Annotated in this window: 13 protein-coding genes; 7 read left to right on the forward strand and 6 right to left on the reverse strand. The window is 32.4% G+C overall.

Translation table 11 applies throughout. The features are described from left to right. Positions 1 to 83 precede the first annotated feature (83 nt). The gene (locus tag WFZ86_RS04370) at positions 84 to 698 is read right to left on the reverse strand and encodes a PAS domain-containing protein (protein WP_342690802.1); all 615 of its coding nucleotides are present in this window, start codon (positions 696 to 698) and stop codon (positions 84 to 86) included. A gap of 271 nt (positions 699 to 969) precedes the next feature. Here WFZ86_RS04370 and WFZ86_RS04375 point away from each other — a divergent pair, with 271 nt between their 5' ends. Then, complete coding sequence (locus WFZ86_RS04375; protein WP_342690803.1) at positions 970 to 1785, forward strand: 2,3,4,5-tetrahydropyridine-2,6-dicarboxylate N-succinyltransferase; 816 nt, start codon at positions 970 to 972, stop codon at positions 1783 to 1785. Positions 1786 to 1845: 60 nt separating this feature from the next. On the opposite strand, the gene WFZ86_RS04380 is transcribed toward WFZ86_RS04375, so the two are convergent. After that, on the reverse strand, positions 1846 to 2595 hold the full coding sequence (locus WFZ86_RS04380) for a glycosyltransferase family 2 protein (protein WP_342690804.1): 750 nt from the start codon (positions 2593 to 2595) through the stop codon (positions 1846 to 1848). Positions 2596 to 2723: 128 nt separating this feature from the next. On the opposite strand from WFZ86_RS04380, the gene WFZ86_RS04385 reads away from it, so the two are divergent. Together WFZ86_RS04385 and WFZ86_RS04390 are read left to right on the forward strand one after the other, a co-directional pair. Then, positions 2724 to 3788: a glycosyltransferase family 9 protein gene (locus WFZ86_RS04385; RefSeq protein WP_342690805.1), complete on the forward strand. Its 1065-nt coding sequence runs from the start codon at positions 2724 to 2726 to the stop codon at positions 3786 to 3788. A 13-nt stretch (positions 3789 to 3801) separates the two neighbouring features. Beyond that, the gene (locus tag WFZ86_RS04390; protein WP_342690806.1) at positions 3802 to 4575 is read left to right on the forward strand and encodes a glycosyltransferase family 2 protein; all 774 of its coding nucleotides are present in this window, start codon (positions 3802 to 3804) and stop codon (positions 4573 to 4575) included. Here WFZ86_RS04390 and WFZ86_RS04395 read toward each other — a convergent pair. Both WFZ86_RS04395 and WFZ86_RS04400 read right to left on the reverse strand, forming a co-directional pair. Beyond that, entirely contained in the window at positions 4556 to 5323 is a 768-nt protein-coding gene (locus WFZ86_RS04395) for a lipopolysaccharide kinase InaA family protein (protein WP_342690807.1), read from the reverse strand. The two genes, WFZ86_RS04390 and WFZ86_RS04395, sit on opposite strands and share 20 nt — an antisense overlap. Before the next feature lie 166 nt (positions 5324 to 5489). Then, on the reverse strand, positions 5490 to 6368 hold the full coding sequence (locus WFZ86_RS04400; RefSeq protein ID WP_342690808.1) for a hypothetical protein: 879 nt from the start codon (positions 6366 to 6368) through the stop codon (positions 5490 to 5492). A 54-nt stretch (positions 6369 to 6422) separates the two neighbouring features. Here WFZ86_RS04400 and glf point away from each other — a divergent pair, with 54 nt between their 5' ends. The 4 genes from glf to WFZ86_RS04420 all read left to right on the forward strand — a co-directional run bounded on the left by glf (position 6423) and on the right by WFZ86_RS04420 (position 12956). Next, on the forward strand, positions 6423 to 7535 hold the full coding sequence (glf, locus tag WFZ86_RS04405; RefSeq protein WP_342690809.1) for a UDP-galactopyranose mutase: 1113 nt from the start codon (positions 6423 to 6425) through the stop codon (positions 7533 to 7535). Next, complete coding sequence (locus WFZ86_RS04410; protein ID WP_342690810.1) at positions 7528 to 8292, forward strand: DUF4422 domain-containing protein; 765 nt, start codon at positions 7528 to 7530, stop codon at positions 8290 to 8292. Before glf ends, WFZ86_RS04410 begins: the two co-directional genes overlap by 8 nt. Before the next feature lie 297 nt (positions 8293 to 8589). After that, positions 8590 to 11577, forward strand: a complete 2988-nt coding sequence (locus WFZ86_RS04415) for a SusC/RagA family TonB-linked outer membrane protein (protein WP_342690811.1) — start codon at positions 8590 to 8592, stop codon at positions 11575 to 11577. A gap of 11 nt (positions 11578 to 11588) precedes the next feature. Beyond that, positions 11589 to 12956, forward strand: a complete 1368-nt coding sequence (locus WFZ86_RS04420) for a RagB/SusD family nutrient uptake outer membrane protein (protein WP_342690812.1) — start codon at positions 11589 to 11591, stop codon at positions 12954 to 12956. Between the two features lie 126 nt (positions 12957 to 13082). Here WFZ86_RS04420 and WFZ86_RS04425 read toward each other — a convergent pair whose 3' ends face one another. Both WFZ86_RS04425 and rocD read right to left on the reverse strand, forming a co-directional pair. After that, positions 13083 to 14039: an arginase gene (locus tag WFZ86_RS04425; protein WP_342690813.1), complete on the reverse strand. Its 957-nt coding sequence runs from the start codon at positions 14037 to 14039 to the stop codon at positions 13083 to 13085. 8 nt (positions 14040 to 14047) lie between these two features. Further along, positions 14048 to 15331, reverse strand: a complete 1284-nt coding sequence (gene rocD, locus WFZ86_RS04430; protein ID WP_342690814.1) for an ornithine--oxo-acid transaminase — start codon at positions 15329 to 15331, stop codon at positions 14048 to 14050. Positions 15332 to 15448: the final 117 nt, after the last annotated feature.

Consider the following 15448-nt stretch of genomic DNA (forward strand, 5'->3'; position numbering starts at 1 on the left):
TATACACAAAGAAATCTTTTAAATTCAAAACACAAACCGCTCCAATGTATTGAAGCAGTTTGTGTGTATTGCAATTTCAAAAACTAAAGAATACCAAAAAAACGTTTAAAGAAACCTCTTTCCTCTTCTACCGCAATTGGAGAATCAGGTTTTTGTGAACGTTCATATTCAGTAAACAAATCATTAATATATTCAACGTATGAACGGTTTTTTTCTTCTAAAAAACCAATCAAATACTTTTCACTATATTCTACTCCGCTTGCTTTTTCAATTTGTAGCAACTTTTTGTATAATGGCTCAATATGATTAGAGATAATTTCTTGAGGAACGGCTCTTCTTCTCCCAAAATAATTGGTGATTTCACCATTTTCATTTTTAGTTGATTCAAAATCGGTAACTACCCAATAGTACCTACCTGATTTTGCTAGATTTTTAACCACCGCGTGAAAATTAGCCCCTTGTTTTAAATTTTCCCACAATACTTTAAAAAGTACTTTTGGCATGTCTGGATGTCTAATAATACTATGAGGTTGCCCCATAAGTTCATAATCTTCGTATCCGCAAACATCAACAAAAACCTCATTTGCATACTCGATGATGCCACGATGATCGGTTTTGCTCATAATAATTCTAGACTTGTCCCATACTACCTCTTTGTCAATAACTACTGGTTGTTTAAATAATTCGTTGGCTTCCATTTTTAATAAATATTAGTTGGTTTCTTTTTGAGAGCACTGTTATCGGACTACAATGCATGAAACAAAATTATGTATATCACATTTTTTAAAACATGATTTTTATCATTTGCCTTTTCGATATCGATATCGACACTAGATTTCGCTTTATTTATAGACTAATAATCCAGTTTTACTTATTATTTTTTCACAAAAAGATTAAAAATGTTAGTATTAAATGAACAAAGTTAGATTTACAAAAAATCGAATTATCTTTGCAAAAAATATTTTTAACATGAACGAATTACAAACTATTATAGAACAAGCTTGGGAAAACAGAGCTTTATTACAAGAAACCACTACAACAGATGCGATTAGAGAAGTAATCGAATTACTTGATGCTGGTAAACTTCGTGTTGCAGAGCCTATTGGCGACGGATGGCAAGTAAACGAATGGGTAAAGAAAGCAGTGGTAATGTACTTCCCTATTCAAAAAATGGAAACTTGGGAATCTGGAATTTTTGAGTATCATGACAAAATGTTATTAAAGAGAGGCTATGCTGAAAAAGGAATTCGTGTGGTTCCTAATGCCGTAGCACGTTACGGAGCCTATATCTCAAGTGGTGTGATTTTAATGCCTAGTTATGTTAACATTGGAGCTTATGTAGACGAAGGAACTATGGTAGATACTTGGGCTACTGTTGGAAGTTGTGCACAAATTGGTAAAAACGTACACTTAAGTGGTGGTGTTGGAATTGGTGGTGTTTTAGAACCTTTACAAGCTGCTCCTGTAATTATTGAAGACGGTGCATTTATTGGTTCACGCTGTATTGTAGTAGAAGGTGTTCACGTAGGAAAAGAAGCAGTACTTGGAGCTAACGTTTGCTTGACTGCCTCTACAAAGATTATAGACGTTACTGGTGATGAACCTGTTGAAATGAAAGGCTTTGTTCCTGCACGTTCAGTGGTGATTCCTGGAAGTTATACTAAAAAATTCGCTGCTGGTGAATTCCAAGTTCCTTGCGCTTTGATTATTGGAACTCGTAAACCTTCAACAGACTTAAAAACCTCATTAAACAATGCCCTTCGCGAGTATGATGTAGCGGTATAATCTCAGAAAACAATACTGAAATTCCAAATTCCAATTGACTTCAAGAGGAATTTGGAATTTTTATTTATATTTTTTTTGCAGTTTTAAAAGCTTGGCATATTTCATATAAGAGAAAAAACTTTGAATCATTGCGATCGATAATCCGTCTACTCCATTTAAAAAACCTCTCTTAAAAAAATAACAACGAATAAAGGCAACCAGTCCATTTAAAACTGGTTTAAAAGCATTTATTCTTTTTCCCTGATCGAACAATTGTTGTGCATGCCAACCAGAATATTGATTTTTTTTAGCTATAATCTGGTCTAAAGAATCCCATCCGTAATGCAAAATATGTACTGCTACTTTTTTCTCATTTATAGCAACAATTTTTTGATGCACTTTAGAATCTGATGGATGAGCTGTTTTTTTATTAAAGAAACGAACCTTGTGATCTGGATACCATCCTGAAAAGTCAATTAACTTATCTGCAAGAAAGTTTTTTACCCTAAAACTAAAAGCATCGTAATTCCCTTCCAGATATTTTTTATTCAATATAAATCCTTCTGCGTCTCTATCAAGAAACTCATCTGCATCTAAATTTAAAATCCAATCGTTTTTGCAATATGGAAGACCGTGAGTGCGTTGAGGACCATCTCCTAAAAAGCTTTGTTGAATAACAATTGCCCCTTTTTCTTTAGCAATTTCTACTGTACGATCTTTACTAAAAGAGTCTACAACAATTACTTCATCACAAACTTTTAATAAAGCATCAATACATTTTCCAATGTTTTTTTCTTCATTAAAAGTAATAACCAGACCACTAATTTCCATCACAAAATTTAATTTATCAAATCACAAAAATAAAACATTTTTACTTTAGTTTTCCTTGAATCATATTATACTGTTGCTGACTTTATAAAATAGTTTGTAATTTAGCCCATAAAAAGAACATTAATCAAATGAAAATATTAGTCATACAGCAAAAAAGAATTGGAGACGTCTTAACTAGTACAATAATCTGTAACAATTTAAAAGCTAAATTTCCAGATGCTGTAATCGATTATATGTGCTACCCAAATTCTGTTGATGTATTAAAAGAAAATCCGAGCATTGACAATATTATACCACTATCAAATAAAGTTAGAAAATCAACTCCTTCTCTTTTTAAATTTATTTTTAAAATCCGAAGTAATAAATATGATGTAGTTATAGATGTTTACTCTAAGTTGGAAACTAATTTAATCACCTTATTTTCAGGTGCTAAATATAAAGTTTCTTATCGAAAATGGTATACAAAGGCATTCTACAACTACACTTACGAGCGTCTAGATGCCGTAGAATCTGAACATGGATTAGCTATTGAAAATCGTCTAATGCTTTTAAAACCTCTTATTTCAGAAAAGATTACAAATGTAAAGCCGAAAATCTTCCTGAAAGACTCCGAAATCAATAACGCTAAAAACCTTCTAAAAAGCCATCAAGTTGATAGTGAAAAACCATTAATTATGTTTGGAATTTTAGGTAGTGAAACGTATAAAACGTATCCTTTGGAGGGAATGGCAAAAATTATAGATTTTACCGTTGCCAAAACCAAAGGCACAATCATTTTTAATTACGTTCCGTTTCAAAAAGATTTAGCATTAGAAGTCTATAATTATTGCAACGAAGAAACAAAAAAACACATTATATTGGATTTATACTCTACGGAATTACGTGAGTTTTTAGCGCTTCTCTCTCAATGCGAAATGTTAATTGGGAACGAAGGTGGCGCAGTAAATATGGCAAAAGCACTTGATGTCCCTACTTTTTCAATATTTACCCCTTCTGTCAGAAAAGAAACTTGGCAACTATTTGAAAATGAAGCCAAAAATACTTCTATTCACCTAAAAGACCTCAAACCAGAAATATACCAACAGTTTACAGAGCAACAAATCAAAGATCGTACTTTTGAATATTATGCTGAATATCCTTTAGATCTTATGCTAGAAAAATTAGCAACTTATTTTAAGGAATATAAAAATTGAAAAAATAGTACAGATGAGTGCTAGTAAAAAGCCCAATTTATCAGTTCTAATTATTACACTAAATGAAGAACGCCATATTAAATCATTGCTAGAAAATATTGACTTTGCAGATGAAATAATTGTAATCGATTCATTCAGCAAAGATAAAACGGTTGAAATCATTAACACATTCACCAACGTCAAGCTAATTCAAAACCAATTTATCAATTATACTTCTCAAAGAAATTTTGCATTAGATCAAGCAAAAAACGATTGGATATTATTTATTGATGCTGATGAAAAATTAACCCCCAATTTAAAATCTGAAATACTCAAAACCATAGAGGATAATAACTCCGCAAATGCGTATTTGATTCACAGAACTTTTATGTTCAAAAATAAGAAATTACATTTCAGTGGATGGCAAACTGATAAAATTTTCAGACTCTTTAAAAAATCAGACTGTAGATACAACGAGGATAGAATTGTGCATGAGAAACTAATTGTGAATGGAGAAATTGGTACTTTAAAACATAAAATCATCCATTTTTCATATACTTCCTATAAGGATTATAAGTTGAAAATGTATAATTATGGTGTTTTAAAAGCTCAAGAAAAAATAAAAAAAGGACAAAAACCATCATACCTAAAAATGGTCTTTCATCCTGCATATACTTTTTTATACCAATTTTTAATTAGACTGGGCTTTTTAGATGGCCTAAAAGGGATTACAATATGCTATCTTAATGCTTACAGCGTTTTCATTCGATACAAAGAAATACATCGAATTACTTTTTCCAGAATTTGAGTTTCTTTTTTAGACGTTTTTTTCTGTAAAATTTTTCTTGAAAATCAGTAGTGTATTTCCATAATGTCTCAAAAATTTTTTCTTCAGATTCTGAATACAATTTTGAATATTCGTTGCTCATCACTGCCACCATTTCTTTTACGGGAGTCAAACGACATAGGTTTTTCATTCGCATTTCAAATGACATGGAGTCATGAAATTCCATTCGGTTTAAATCAACCAAAAAGAATTCATAATTTCCATTGTCGCTTTTTTTAATCAATGTATTTCCCGGTGAATGGTCCAGAAACTCGATTCCTTTTTGATGAAGCTCATAGCTAAATCGAGTAAATTGTCTCAATATTTTATCGTGATCGGGATAATCTGGAACTTCTACTAATTCCCTGTACGTTAAATCCGCATCTAAATGTTCGCTAACATAATAACTATCTCGTAATCCAAAAACATTAAAATTCTCTAAAAAGGCCATAGGTTGTGGGGTTCCAATGCCTTTTTCTAGTAAGATCGTAGCATATTCATAAGAACGTCGTGCTTTTGACTTTCTAAAGTAACGATAGGCAACTTTATTAATAATATTTGGAATCTTGAATGATTTAATATTGATTGCTACTCCCTCTACATCAAATATTTTAATAACGTTTCGCTGACCATTACCAAACAACTGCCCTGAAGTGTTGAAATTATTGATAAGAGATAGAATATCTCGGGATTTTTTTACTGCTTTTGAAAATTTAAATTTTGATATCATTGAGTAGAATTTCTTTGCTAATAATTAATTTGACATCCCTTCAAGGTAAGCAATCCTAAATTTATTAAATGCTAATAGCCAAAAATAGTTTCTTTTACATTTGATGACTTCAGCAAATTGAAAGAAGCAAAAATAACTTTATAATTTAGTAATAACCAATCACACCTTACCTTTTCTTATTCTTTACCAAGTATTTTAGCCATTGTCCAAAGTTCTTAGTAAAAATATACCATTTTGAAACACTTAATCTTTTTTCATTTTCAATAATCTCTTTGATTTGAGGAATACTTTTTGTTGAAAAATAACCTAAGCTCTTCCATCTTTTAGGTTGCAAATAGTAAAAATCCTTATATTCTTTATAATTATTTTCATTAACTACTATCCATTTATCTAGAAATCCTTTGTCTAAATCTATATTATGCCCCCAATTTTCTAGTTTAAAGCGTAGCTCATCCTCTGTTCTTGACAGCGACTCATGCAAAACAATATTGTTAGTATATATCTGACGCTCTTTAATTCTTCGTCCAGTTTTATAATTAGGAAAATTGGTCGCAAAAATTGCTTTTAAAGGTTTATCAACATACAAAATACCATTAGTGGTATACTTGTAAAGCATAACCCAATAAGCACAAATTTGGATTGGATTTTTTTCTGGATTAATTAAATAAGAGTCGTATTTTCTAAGGTCAGAAACAAATTTTTTAAAATCAACAAAATATTCATCACAATCAACCTGAACAATCCAATTTCCGATTCCCATTTTCTCAGCAAGCATTTTTCTTTCTCTGATTTCACATTCCATTGTAGTCAACTCGGGAACATAAAAATCATCTTCGTAAATGACTACTTTTTTATCTACATCAAAAGCCTTAATCCACTCAAAAAAGGAATCGTTAATACTAAAACTACCACCATTCCAAGTATTTCTATTTTTATCAATAGCAATAAAAACTTCATCAGACTCACCATATACAGTTGGAAGTGAGGTTTTCAATAATTCATAATCGTACGAAACTAGGTAGCCTGTTTGTATCTTTCCTGCCATAATAACCAATTTAAAAGTTGTGCAATTTAGGATTTTATTATCTATTTTTGCCTCATGAAAAAAGAATATGATTATCTAATAGTAGGCTCAGGTCTCTTTGGCAGCGTGTTTGCACATGAAGCAACAAAAATTGGAAAAAAATGTCTTGTTATCGATAAAAGAAATCATAGTGGTGGAAACATTCATTGTGAAAATATTGAAGGTATAAATGTTCATAAATACGGCCCACATATTTTTCATACCAATGACAAAAAGATATGGGATTATGTAAATCAATTTGCTGATTTCAATCATTTTGTTTACTCACCTTTATCCTTTTCTAAAGGTAAACTATATAATTTGCCTTTCAATATGAATACTTTTTATCAATTATGGGGGACAAAAACACCAGAAGAGGCTAAAGCTAAAATAGAAGAACAAGTAGCTATTTATGGTTTTGAAAAGCCAAAAAACCTAGAAGAACAGGCATTAAGTATTGTTGGAAAAGATATTTATGAACAATTCATTAAAGAATATACTGAAAAACAATGGGGTCGAAAAGCAACTGACTTGCCTGCTTTTATCATCAAAAGAATCCCTATTAGATTCACATTTGACAATAATTACTTTAATGACAAATACCAAGGAATTCCTATTGGAGGTTATAATAAAATTATAGAAAATTTATTAAAAAATGTTGAAGTAAAACTTAGCACCAATTATTTCGAAAATAAAGAATTTTTCGAGAATATCGCTACAAAAATTGTTTTTACAGGAAAAATCGATGAATATTTTGATTACCAATATGGAAAACTAGAATACCGTTCGTTACGATTTGAATCTGAAATCCTAGAAACAGAAAATTTTCAAGGAAATGCTGGTATCAATTATAATGATAGTGAGTTTGGGTATACTCGAATCGTTGAACACAAACATTTTGAATTTGGCAACCAAAAGAAAACAGTCATTACAAAAGAATATCCTGAAAATTGGACATCTGAAAAAGAAGCTTATTATCCCATCAACGACGAGAAAAATCAAGAAATATATCTTAATTACAAAAAACTATCAGAAAACCTTAACCATGTGATTTTCGGGGGAAGGTTAGCTGAATATAGGTATTACGACATGCATCAAGTAATTGCTTCCGCTTTACATAAATCAAAAATAGAACTTCAGAATGACTAAAATATTTATTGTTACACACGAAAAAAGTCCAATATTAGCAAATGATATTCTCGTGCCTATTCAGGTTGGAAACAGAGCCAACATAGAAACTAACATTTTAAGGGACAATACTTTAAATAACATTTCTAACAAAAACAATAATTTTTGCGAATTGACTGCAGCCTATTGGATTTGGAAAAATTATAAAGAGGCAGAAATTGTGGGTATTTGTCATTACAGAAGATACTTTAATTTTTTTAACCCAATTTATAACTTAAAACCTTCTGCTCAGAAAAAAATAAGTGTTTCAAAATTTAAACAAACAAAGACAAGTACCAGTCCGGCGAGTGTTGTAAATAAGAAAATCACTTCTATACTCAGTAATCATGATATCATATTAGTTAGGCCTTATGAATTCAAAAAAGACTCCTTAAGCCAAAATTACTGTGATGATCACAGACCTGAGGATTGGGAATTGACAAAAAAAATCATTATCGACAAATATCCCCAATATACTGAAAGTGTAAAATTATTTTTAGACGAAGGAACCAAATTCCACATGGGTAACATGTCAATTTGCCGAAAAAAATTATTTGATGAATATCATGAATGGTTATTTTCAATCCTTTTCGAACTTGAGTCTAAAATAACCATACCTGAAGACCCATATCAAGCTAGAGTATTTGGTTTTATATCCGAAAGGCTAATCAACTTATACGTATACCACAATAAACTAAAAATAAAAGGAATACCATCTTATAAAATTATTGATCTCTAAGCGGAAAAAAAACTCAATATTTCTAAAAAACAATAACTAAATAACTATTTCAAAATACGAATTCTACTTGATAAAAGAATATATTTAGTCAATATCATTTTAAATAAACAAAATCTAAATATCCTAAATAAAAATACCTCAAAAAACGAATACTAATTATTAAAATTAAATATTTTTTTAAGTTTTAAAGTCAATTATTCACAAAAAACACTGCAATAAAGAAATTTTTAAAATTTAATTTTCATCATTAACATTATATTATGATATTTGGCTCAAATAATCTTAAATAATTTTAACATGAGAATCAATTTTAAGCATTTTTTGAGTTTGCTTTTTGCCCTATTTGTGCAAATTACTGTAGCTCAAGAAATCACAGTAACTGGAGTAGTTACAGATCAAGCTGGAATTCCTATTCCTGGGGCTAACGTACTTGTAAAAGGTACGAAATCAAGTACCCAAACTGATTTTTCAGGAATTTTTGCTATAAAAGCTACTACTAGTGATATACTGACTATTAGTTTTGTGGGTATGACAACAGTTGAAGTAAAGGCTTCAGCAAAAGTTTCCGTAAAACTGAAAGATACTTCTAACTTACTAGAAAATGTTGTAGTTGTAGGTTACGGTACTCAATCAAAAAAGAAATCAACAGATGCAATTGCAAGAGTAACTGCCAAAGACATTCAGCAAATTCCTGTTTCAAACGTTCAGAATGCTTTGGTTGGGAAATTAGCAGGAGTTCAGATAACACAAACCAATGGTAAAGTTGAAGGCGGTGTTAGTGTTCGTGTTAGAGGCGCTGCTAGTATTAGTGCGGGTAAAGAACCACTCTATGTATTAGATGGAATTCCATTAATCACAACGGATGAGTCTAGCAATGGTGCTCCAACAAATCCATTATTAACATTGAGTACAAACGAAATTGAATCAATTGACGTGTTAAAAGATGCTTCTTCAGCTGCAATTTATGGAGCTAGAGGAGCAAATGGTGTTGTCATTATAACAACAAAAAAAGGTAAAGAAGGCAAAGGAACTTTCTCCATCAACTTGTCACAAGGTGTTAGCGAAGCGACTAACAAAAGAAAATGGTTAAACGCAGCTCAATATATAGAATTATTTACAGAAGCTTCTATAAACGGAACAGGTGATGCATCTGAGGCTGAATCTTATTTTGACACTTATGCTGCAGGTACGGACTGGAGAAATTTAGAAGTTAATACAGATTGGCAAGATCAAGCATTCAGAAACGGATTTTCAACAGATGCAGATTTCTCTGTATCTGGAGGTGATGCCAAGACTAAATATTTTTTCTCTGGAGCTTACAACAATACAACGGGTATTATAGTTGATAATGATTTAGAAAGAATAACGGCTAGAACAAATATCTCTCATAAACTAACTGATCGTTTTACAGCAGGTATGAATTTGAGTTTCTCAAGATCTCAAATCAATAGAGTTCAAGACGATAACTCTTTTACTACTCCATTGCAAATGGTTGCTCAATCTCCACTTGCTCCTGTACGATTGGCTGATGGTTCTCCAAACCAAAACACTGAATATGTAAATTATGTGCAAGCAGCAGATAATTCTTTTTACAAAACTTTGGTTAGAAGAGTTATTGGAAAAGTATATGGAGAATTTAAAATTCTTTCATTTTTAAAAGCTAACAGTGATTTTTCATATGATTTAATGTCTCAAACAGAAGATGCTTGGTATGGAAAAAACTTCCCTAATATGGGAACAGACGGTGAAGTTTTTGCTAGTGCAGTAAATAATGAAACATACATCACAAGCAACTACTTAACTTTTGATAAAACATTTGCTGAAAACCATGATGTCAACATTGTTGCTGGTATGGAATTTAATAAATTTAATAGAAGATACCAAGATGTAACTAGCATCTACTTCCCTAATGACAGCTTTACAACTGTAGATGGTGGTGCTGAAGTAAATGCTGGTTCAGGAAACGAAACCGATTATACTTTTGTATCTCAATTTGGAAGGTTAAGCTATTCTTATGCTAACAAATACTTAGTTAAAGCAAGTATCCGTCGTGATGGTTCTTCTAGATTTGGAGCTAACAATAGATTTGGAACTTTCCCAGCTGTTTCTGCTGGATGGGTGGTTTCAGAAGAGAACTTCTTAAAAGACAACGCTATTGTTTCTTACTTAAAATTTAAAGGTAGTTGGGGTAAACTTGGAAATGCAGAATTAGGGAACTTTGCCTCTAGACAATTCTATGGACCTAACTCTTATAATCTTAAATCTGGATTAACATTTACTCAAGCAGGAAACCCAAATTTAACTTGGGAAACATCATCTCAAATTGACTTTGGAGCTGAAGTAGGATTTTTTAAAAGAATCAATTTGGAAGCTGACTACTACAAAAAAACAACTGACGGATTGTTATTTAGCGTCCCTCTTTCTCTTAGCTCTGGTGCAACATCGATAAACCAAAACATTGGAGAAATCGAAAGTAAAGGAATTGAGTTTGTATTAAACACTAAAAATATAGACACAGAAGACTTTAAATGGAGTACCAATTTTAATTTAACAACTAACAAAACAAAAGTTCTTTCATTACCTAATGACAGCAAAGATATAGTTGGTACATATACCATCAACCGTGTAGGTGAGAATGTTTCTTCTTTCTATTTAAAAGAATACGCAGGAGTTGACCCTGCAAATGGTGATGCCTTATTTTATTTAAATACTGTAAATCCCGATGGCTCTATAGATAGAACTAAAACTAATGATTATGCTGCAGCTCAAAGAGTAATTGCTGGAAATCCTTTCCCTACTTTGATGGCTGGTTTAACCAACACTATCAATTACAAAGGTTTAGATTTTTCTTTCACTTTCCAAGGAGAATGGGGAGCAAGTATCTACAATTCAGCAGGCATATTTCAATCTGTATCAGGAGATTATCTTGACAACCAAACAGTTGATCAATTAAACCGCTGGAGAAATCCAGGTGACATCACTAATGTACCACAAGCTAGACTTTATGGAAGTAATGGCACTGGACACTCTACAAGATTCTTAGACAAAGCAGACTTTGTTCGTTTAAGAAATTTAACCATTGGTTTTACTTTGCCAAGCAGTGTAGTAAAAGATCTTGGAATGAGTAGCGTTCGTTTTTATGGAACAGGAGTAAATATACTTACTTTTACTAACTATAGTGGTTACGATCCAGAAGCAAGAAGAGATGATTCAGGAATCGGAGAAGAATTCTATTCTGCTCCACCAGCTAGAACAATTGCATTGGGTGTAAATATTAATTTCTAATAATAAAAAAAATGAAAGTCAATAAATTAATTATATATTCATTACTTACTGCTCTATTTATTAGCTGTGAGAGCGAATTAGAGATAGATCCTAGACAAAGTGAGGATGCTACAATAACTTTAAGTACAGAAAGTGGAATAACCAATATACTTACTGGTACCTATGCTATTGCTGCCACTGGTGATCTTTATGGAGGCAGAGTTCAAATTTCAGGAGACTTACTTGCCCAAACAGGAGTTACAAGCACTACAGATTTAAGATGGAGAGGTACTTTTGTACCCTTTAGACAAATGTATGCTAAAACAATGCTTATAGATAATGGCTTCGCTCAAAATATTTGGGCAAGAAATTATGAGATCATTAATGCTGCAAATATTGTAATCGAAAATATCGATAAAGTTGTTGATCCTAGTAAACAAACAAGAATGATAGCCGAGGCTAATTTCTTAAAGTCTTTAGCTTATTTTGATTTAGTACGCTTTTTTGCAAAACCTTACGAAGCTGGTAAAACAAATAGTCAATTAGGAGTTGTAGTAAGAGACAAAGCAATCTATGATTACACTAAAGATTATTCCAAAGAAAGAAGCTCTGTTGAAGAAATTTATGCTCTAGTTATAGCTGGTTTAAACAAAGCTTATACAGATCTTCCTGCAGACAACAGCTTTTACGCAAATAAATACGCTGCAAAAGCACTTTTAGCTAGAGTATATCTACAAATGCAAAATTACCCAGCGGCTAGAGATGCTGCTAATGATGTCATTGCTAACAGTGGCGCAAAATTAATGGCAACTTATAAAGAAGCATTCAATCACGATGTAAATCAAGCTGAAGATATTTTTGCGATCCAAATCACCAATCAAACAGGAACAAATGACATGATTACATTCTATGCCTCTGGTTTAAATGGTGGTCGTGGTGGTGATGTTGAATTAAGATCAACTTATTTGGACAAATTTGATGATGTGAATGACGAAAGAAAAAATTTTAATTACATCAATTCTGTAAATAGTCGTAGATTAACTTCTAAGTACACTAATCAATTTGGCGATGTACCTGTCATTCGTTTAGCAGAAATGTATTTGATTCGTGCTGAAGCAAACCTTCAAGCTGGAACAACAATTGGAGACACTCCTCTAGATGATATCAATAGATTAAGAACTAGAGCAAAAGCTACTTTGTTTAGTACAGTTACTTTGACTGACATTCTTCGTGAGAGAGAACTAGAACTAGGTATGGAAGGCTTTAGAATTCATGATATCAAAAGAACCAAAGGCTCTGTAAGTTCTTCTATCCCATGGGATTCAGATTTATTAGTTTTCCCTATTCCTCAAAGAGAAAAAGATGTGAATGGATTAATCACTCAAAATCCTGGATATTAATCTTCTTTTGTTCAGTACTTTTAAAACCACTCCAAAATTCGGAGTGGTTTTTTTATACGCTAAAAAAAAAGCATACCATCAAAACGATGGTATGCCTTTTAAAGCTAATCAATAGAAATAATTCACTTACTCAATGGGTAAAACTAAAGTTGAAGTTACTGCCTCCAGCACCTGAAATGCCGTCTCTGCCATCTTATTCCCTTTGGTATCCAATAAAGGATTCACCTCAACTACTTCTATACAAACTACTTTTTTGGTTTTAATGATTTGATCAATTATAGCAATTACTTCATATTGATCAAAACCTTTGGCTACTGGTGTTCCTGTTCCATAAGAAATCAAGTCGCAATCCATCGAATCAACATCAAAGGATATATATAAAACTTCGCAATGAGACAGCTTTACCAAAGCTTCTGCCACACAAGTCTCTAAACCTCTATAACGTACTTCGTCTACTTTATAATTGCGAATAGACAGTCGTTCCATTTGTTGATCTTCTGCTTCTTCGGTATCACGAACTCCAAAATACACCAAATTCTCTGGCTGAATTTTAGGCCCTTTGTACCCAATTTGCTTCATATCTTCCCAATACTTTTGAGTATCAGGATCTACAGCATTTGTTTTAGAATCCAAATTATCATTTGCCAATGCTGCTGCCAAAGGCATACCGTGAATATTCCCAGAAGGTGAAGTATAAGGCGAATGTAAATCGGCATGCGCATCAATCCAAATTACTCCAACATTTTGTTCTGGAAATGCAGATTTTATACCACTAATCGTTCCTAAAGCCGAGGAGTGATCTCCTGAAAGCACGATTGGAAAATAATCCTTCAAGTTTTTATGAATCGAGTTATTCAAACGAATACATTGCTCCACTACATGTTCAATTCGTTTGGCAACAGTACTCCTATTTTTATCGTAAATCGATTCATTATGCGTTTTGATATCTTCAAAAGGAAATTGATTAAAATAATCACTTCCTTGATTGATAGCTGCAATTTCAATAGCGTCTACCCCTAAATCAGAACCACGAGTACCCGCTCCGATATCGGATCTATTTTTAATTAATTTAATAGGCTTCATACAACTTCCTAGATAAAGTCATTTAACGCTTTTTCAATAATCACTAAACACTCTTGAATTTGCTCTTCGGTAATAACCAATGGTGGTGCAAAACGAATTTTGTTCCCGTGAGTAGGTTTGGCTAACAAACCATAATCTCTAAATCGCAAACAAATATCCCAAGCCAAATCAGAATCTTCATCACTATTGATGACAATAGCATTCAACAAACCTTTTCCTCTCACCAAAGCAATCAATGGATTTCTGGCAGCTATATCATTTAATCCTTGTCTTAGTATATTGCCTAAACGATCAGCATTAGCGGCTAAATTCTCCTCTTTTATAACCTCCAAAGCAGCAATAGCAACAGCAGCTGCCACTGGATTTCCACCAAAAGTAGAACCGTGTTGTCCTGGTTTGATGACATTCATAATCTCATTATTGGCCAAAACTGCCGATACTGGGTACACTCCACCAGAAATGGCTTTCCCAAGAATAAGAATATCTGGTTTTACTTCAGGCGTTTTAGAACAGCCTTTTTCACAAGAACAATTTCCGCAAGTAGCCAATAAACGTCCTGTACGAGCGATTCCTGTTTGAACTTCATCGGCAATAAAAAGAGCATTATGCGCTTCACAAAGAGCCTTAGCTTTAGCTAAATACCCTTCAGAAGGCACGTATACTCCAGCTTCACCTTGAATAGGCTCCACTAAAAAACCAGCAATATTAGGTGAAGATTGCAGTGCTTTTTCTAATGCATCGATATCATCATAAGGAATTCTGATAAAACCTTCGGTGAATGGACCAAAACTTTTACGCGCTCCTTCATCATTAGAAAAAGAAATAATAGTAGTAGTTCTTCCGTGGAAATTATTTTCGCAAACAATCACTTGTGCTTGATTTTCTGGAATACCTTTCACTTCATACGCCCATTTACGGCATAATTTCAAAGCAGTTTCTACTGCTTCAGCTCCAGTGTTCATTGGTAAAACTTTGTCAAAGCCGAAATAATCAGTAATATATTCTTCGAACACGCCTAATTTATCATTATGAAAAGCACGAGAAGTTAAGGTCAACTTTTGTGCTTGCTCAATCATCGCTCCAACAATTTTTGGATGACAATGTCCTTGATTCACGGCTGAATAAGCAGAAAGAAAATCAAAGTATTTTTTCCCATCAACATCCCAGACATAAACTCCTTCCCCTCGCTCTAAAACTACCGGTAACGGATGATAATTATGTGCGCCGTATTGATCTTCTTTTGCTATCAAAATTTCGGATTTTGAAGAGAGAATTTGTTCTGTATGTATCATTTTATAGGTCTTTAATTAATATTTCAAAAGCAAAAGTAATATAATTAATTTAAATGTTTGTAAAAAAAGTAAATTTTGACTCAAATTTTTCTTTAAAAAATATTTTTTTGTTTTTTT

This window comes from Flavobacterium polysaccharolyticum (genome assembly GCF_038739875.1).
GTDB lineage: Bacteria > Bacteroidota > Bacteroidia > Flavobacteriales > Flavobacteriaceae > Flavobacterium > Flavobacterium polysaccharolyticum.

Coding starts and splice junctions, on each gene's coding strand:
- WFZ86_RS04370 (WP_342690802.1), bottom strand. CDS start 698: ATGGAAGCCAACGAATTATTTAAACAACCAGTAGTTATTGACAAAGAG.
- WFZ86_RS04375 (WP_342690803.1), top strand. CDS start 970: ATGAACGAATTACAAACTATTATAGAACAAGCTTGGGAAAACAGAGCT.
- WFZ86_RS04380 (WP_342690804.1), bottom strand. CDS start 2,595: ATGGAAATTAGTGGTCTGGTTATTACTTTTAATGAAGAAAAAAACATT.
- WFZ86_RS04385 (WP_342690805.1), top strand. CDS start 2,724: ATGAAAATATTAGTCATACAGCAAAAAAGAATTGGAGACGTCTTAACT.
- WFZ86_RS04390 (WP_342690806.1), top strand. CDS start 3,802: ATGAGTGCTAGTAAAAAGCCCAATTTATCAGTTCTAATTATTACACTA.
- WFZ86_RS04395 (WP_342690807.1), bottom strand. CDS start 5,323: ATGATATCAAAATTTAAATTTTCAAAAGCAGTAAAAAAATCCCGAGAT.
- WFZ86_RS04400 (WP_342690808.1), bottom strand. CDS start 6,368: ATGGCAGGAAAGATACAAACAGGCTACCTAGTTTCGTACGATTATGAA.
- glf (WP_342690809.1), top strand. CDS start 6,423: ATGAAAAAAGAATATGATTATCTAATAGTAGGCTCAGGTCTCTTTGGC.
- WFZ86_RS04410 (WP_342690810.1), top strand. CDS start 7,528: ATGACTAAAATATTTATTGTTACACACGAAAAAAGTCCAATATTAGCA.
- WFZ86_RS04415 (WP_342690811.1), top strand. CDS start 8,590: ATGAGAATCAATTTTAAGCATTTTTTGAGTTTGCTTTTTGCCCTATTT.
- WFZ86_RS04420 (WP_342690812.1), top strand. CDS start 11,589: ATGAAAGTCAATAAATTAATTATATATTCATTACTTACTGCTCTATTT.
- WFZ86_RS04425 (WP_342690813.1), bottom strand. CDS start 14,039: ATGAAGCCTATTAAATTAATTAAAAATAGATCCGATATCGGAGCGGGT.
- rocD (WP_342690814.1), bottom strand. CDS start 15,331: ATGATACATACAGAACAAATTCTCTCTTCAAAATCCGAAATTTTGATA.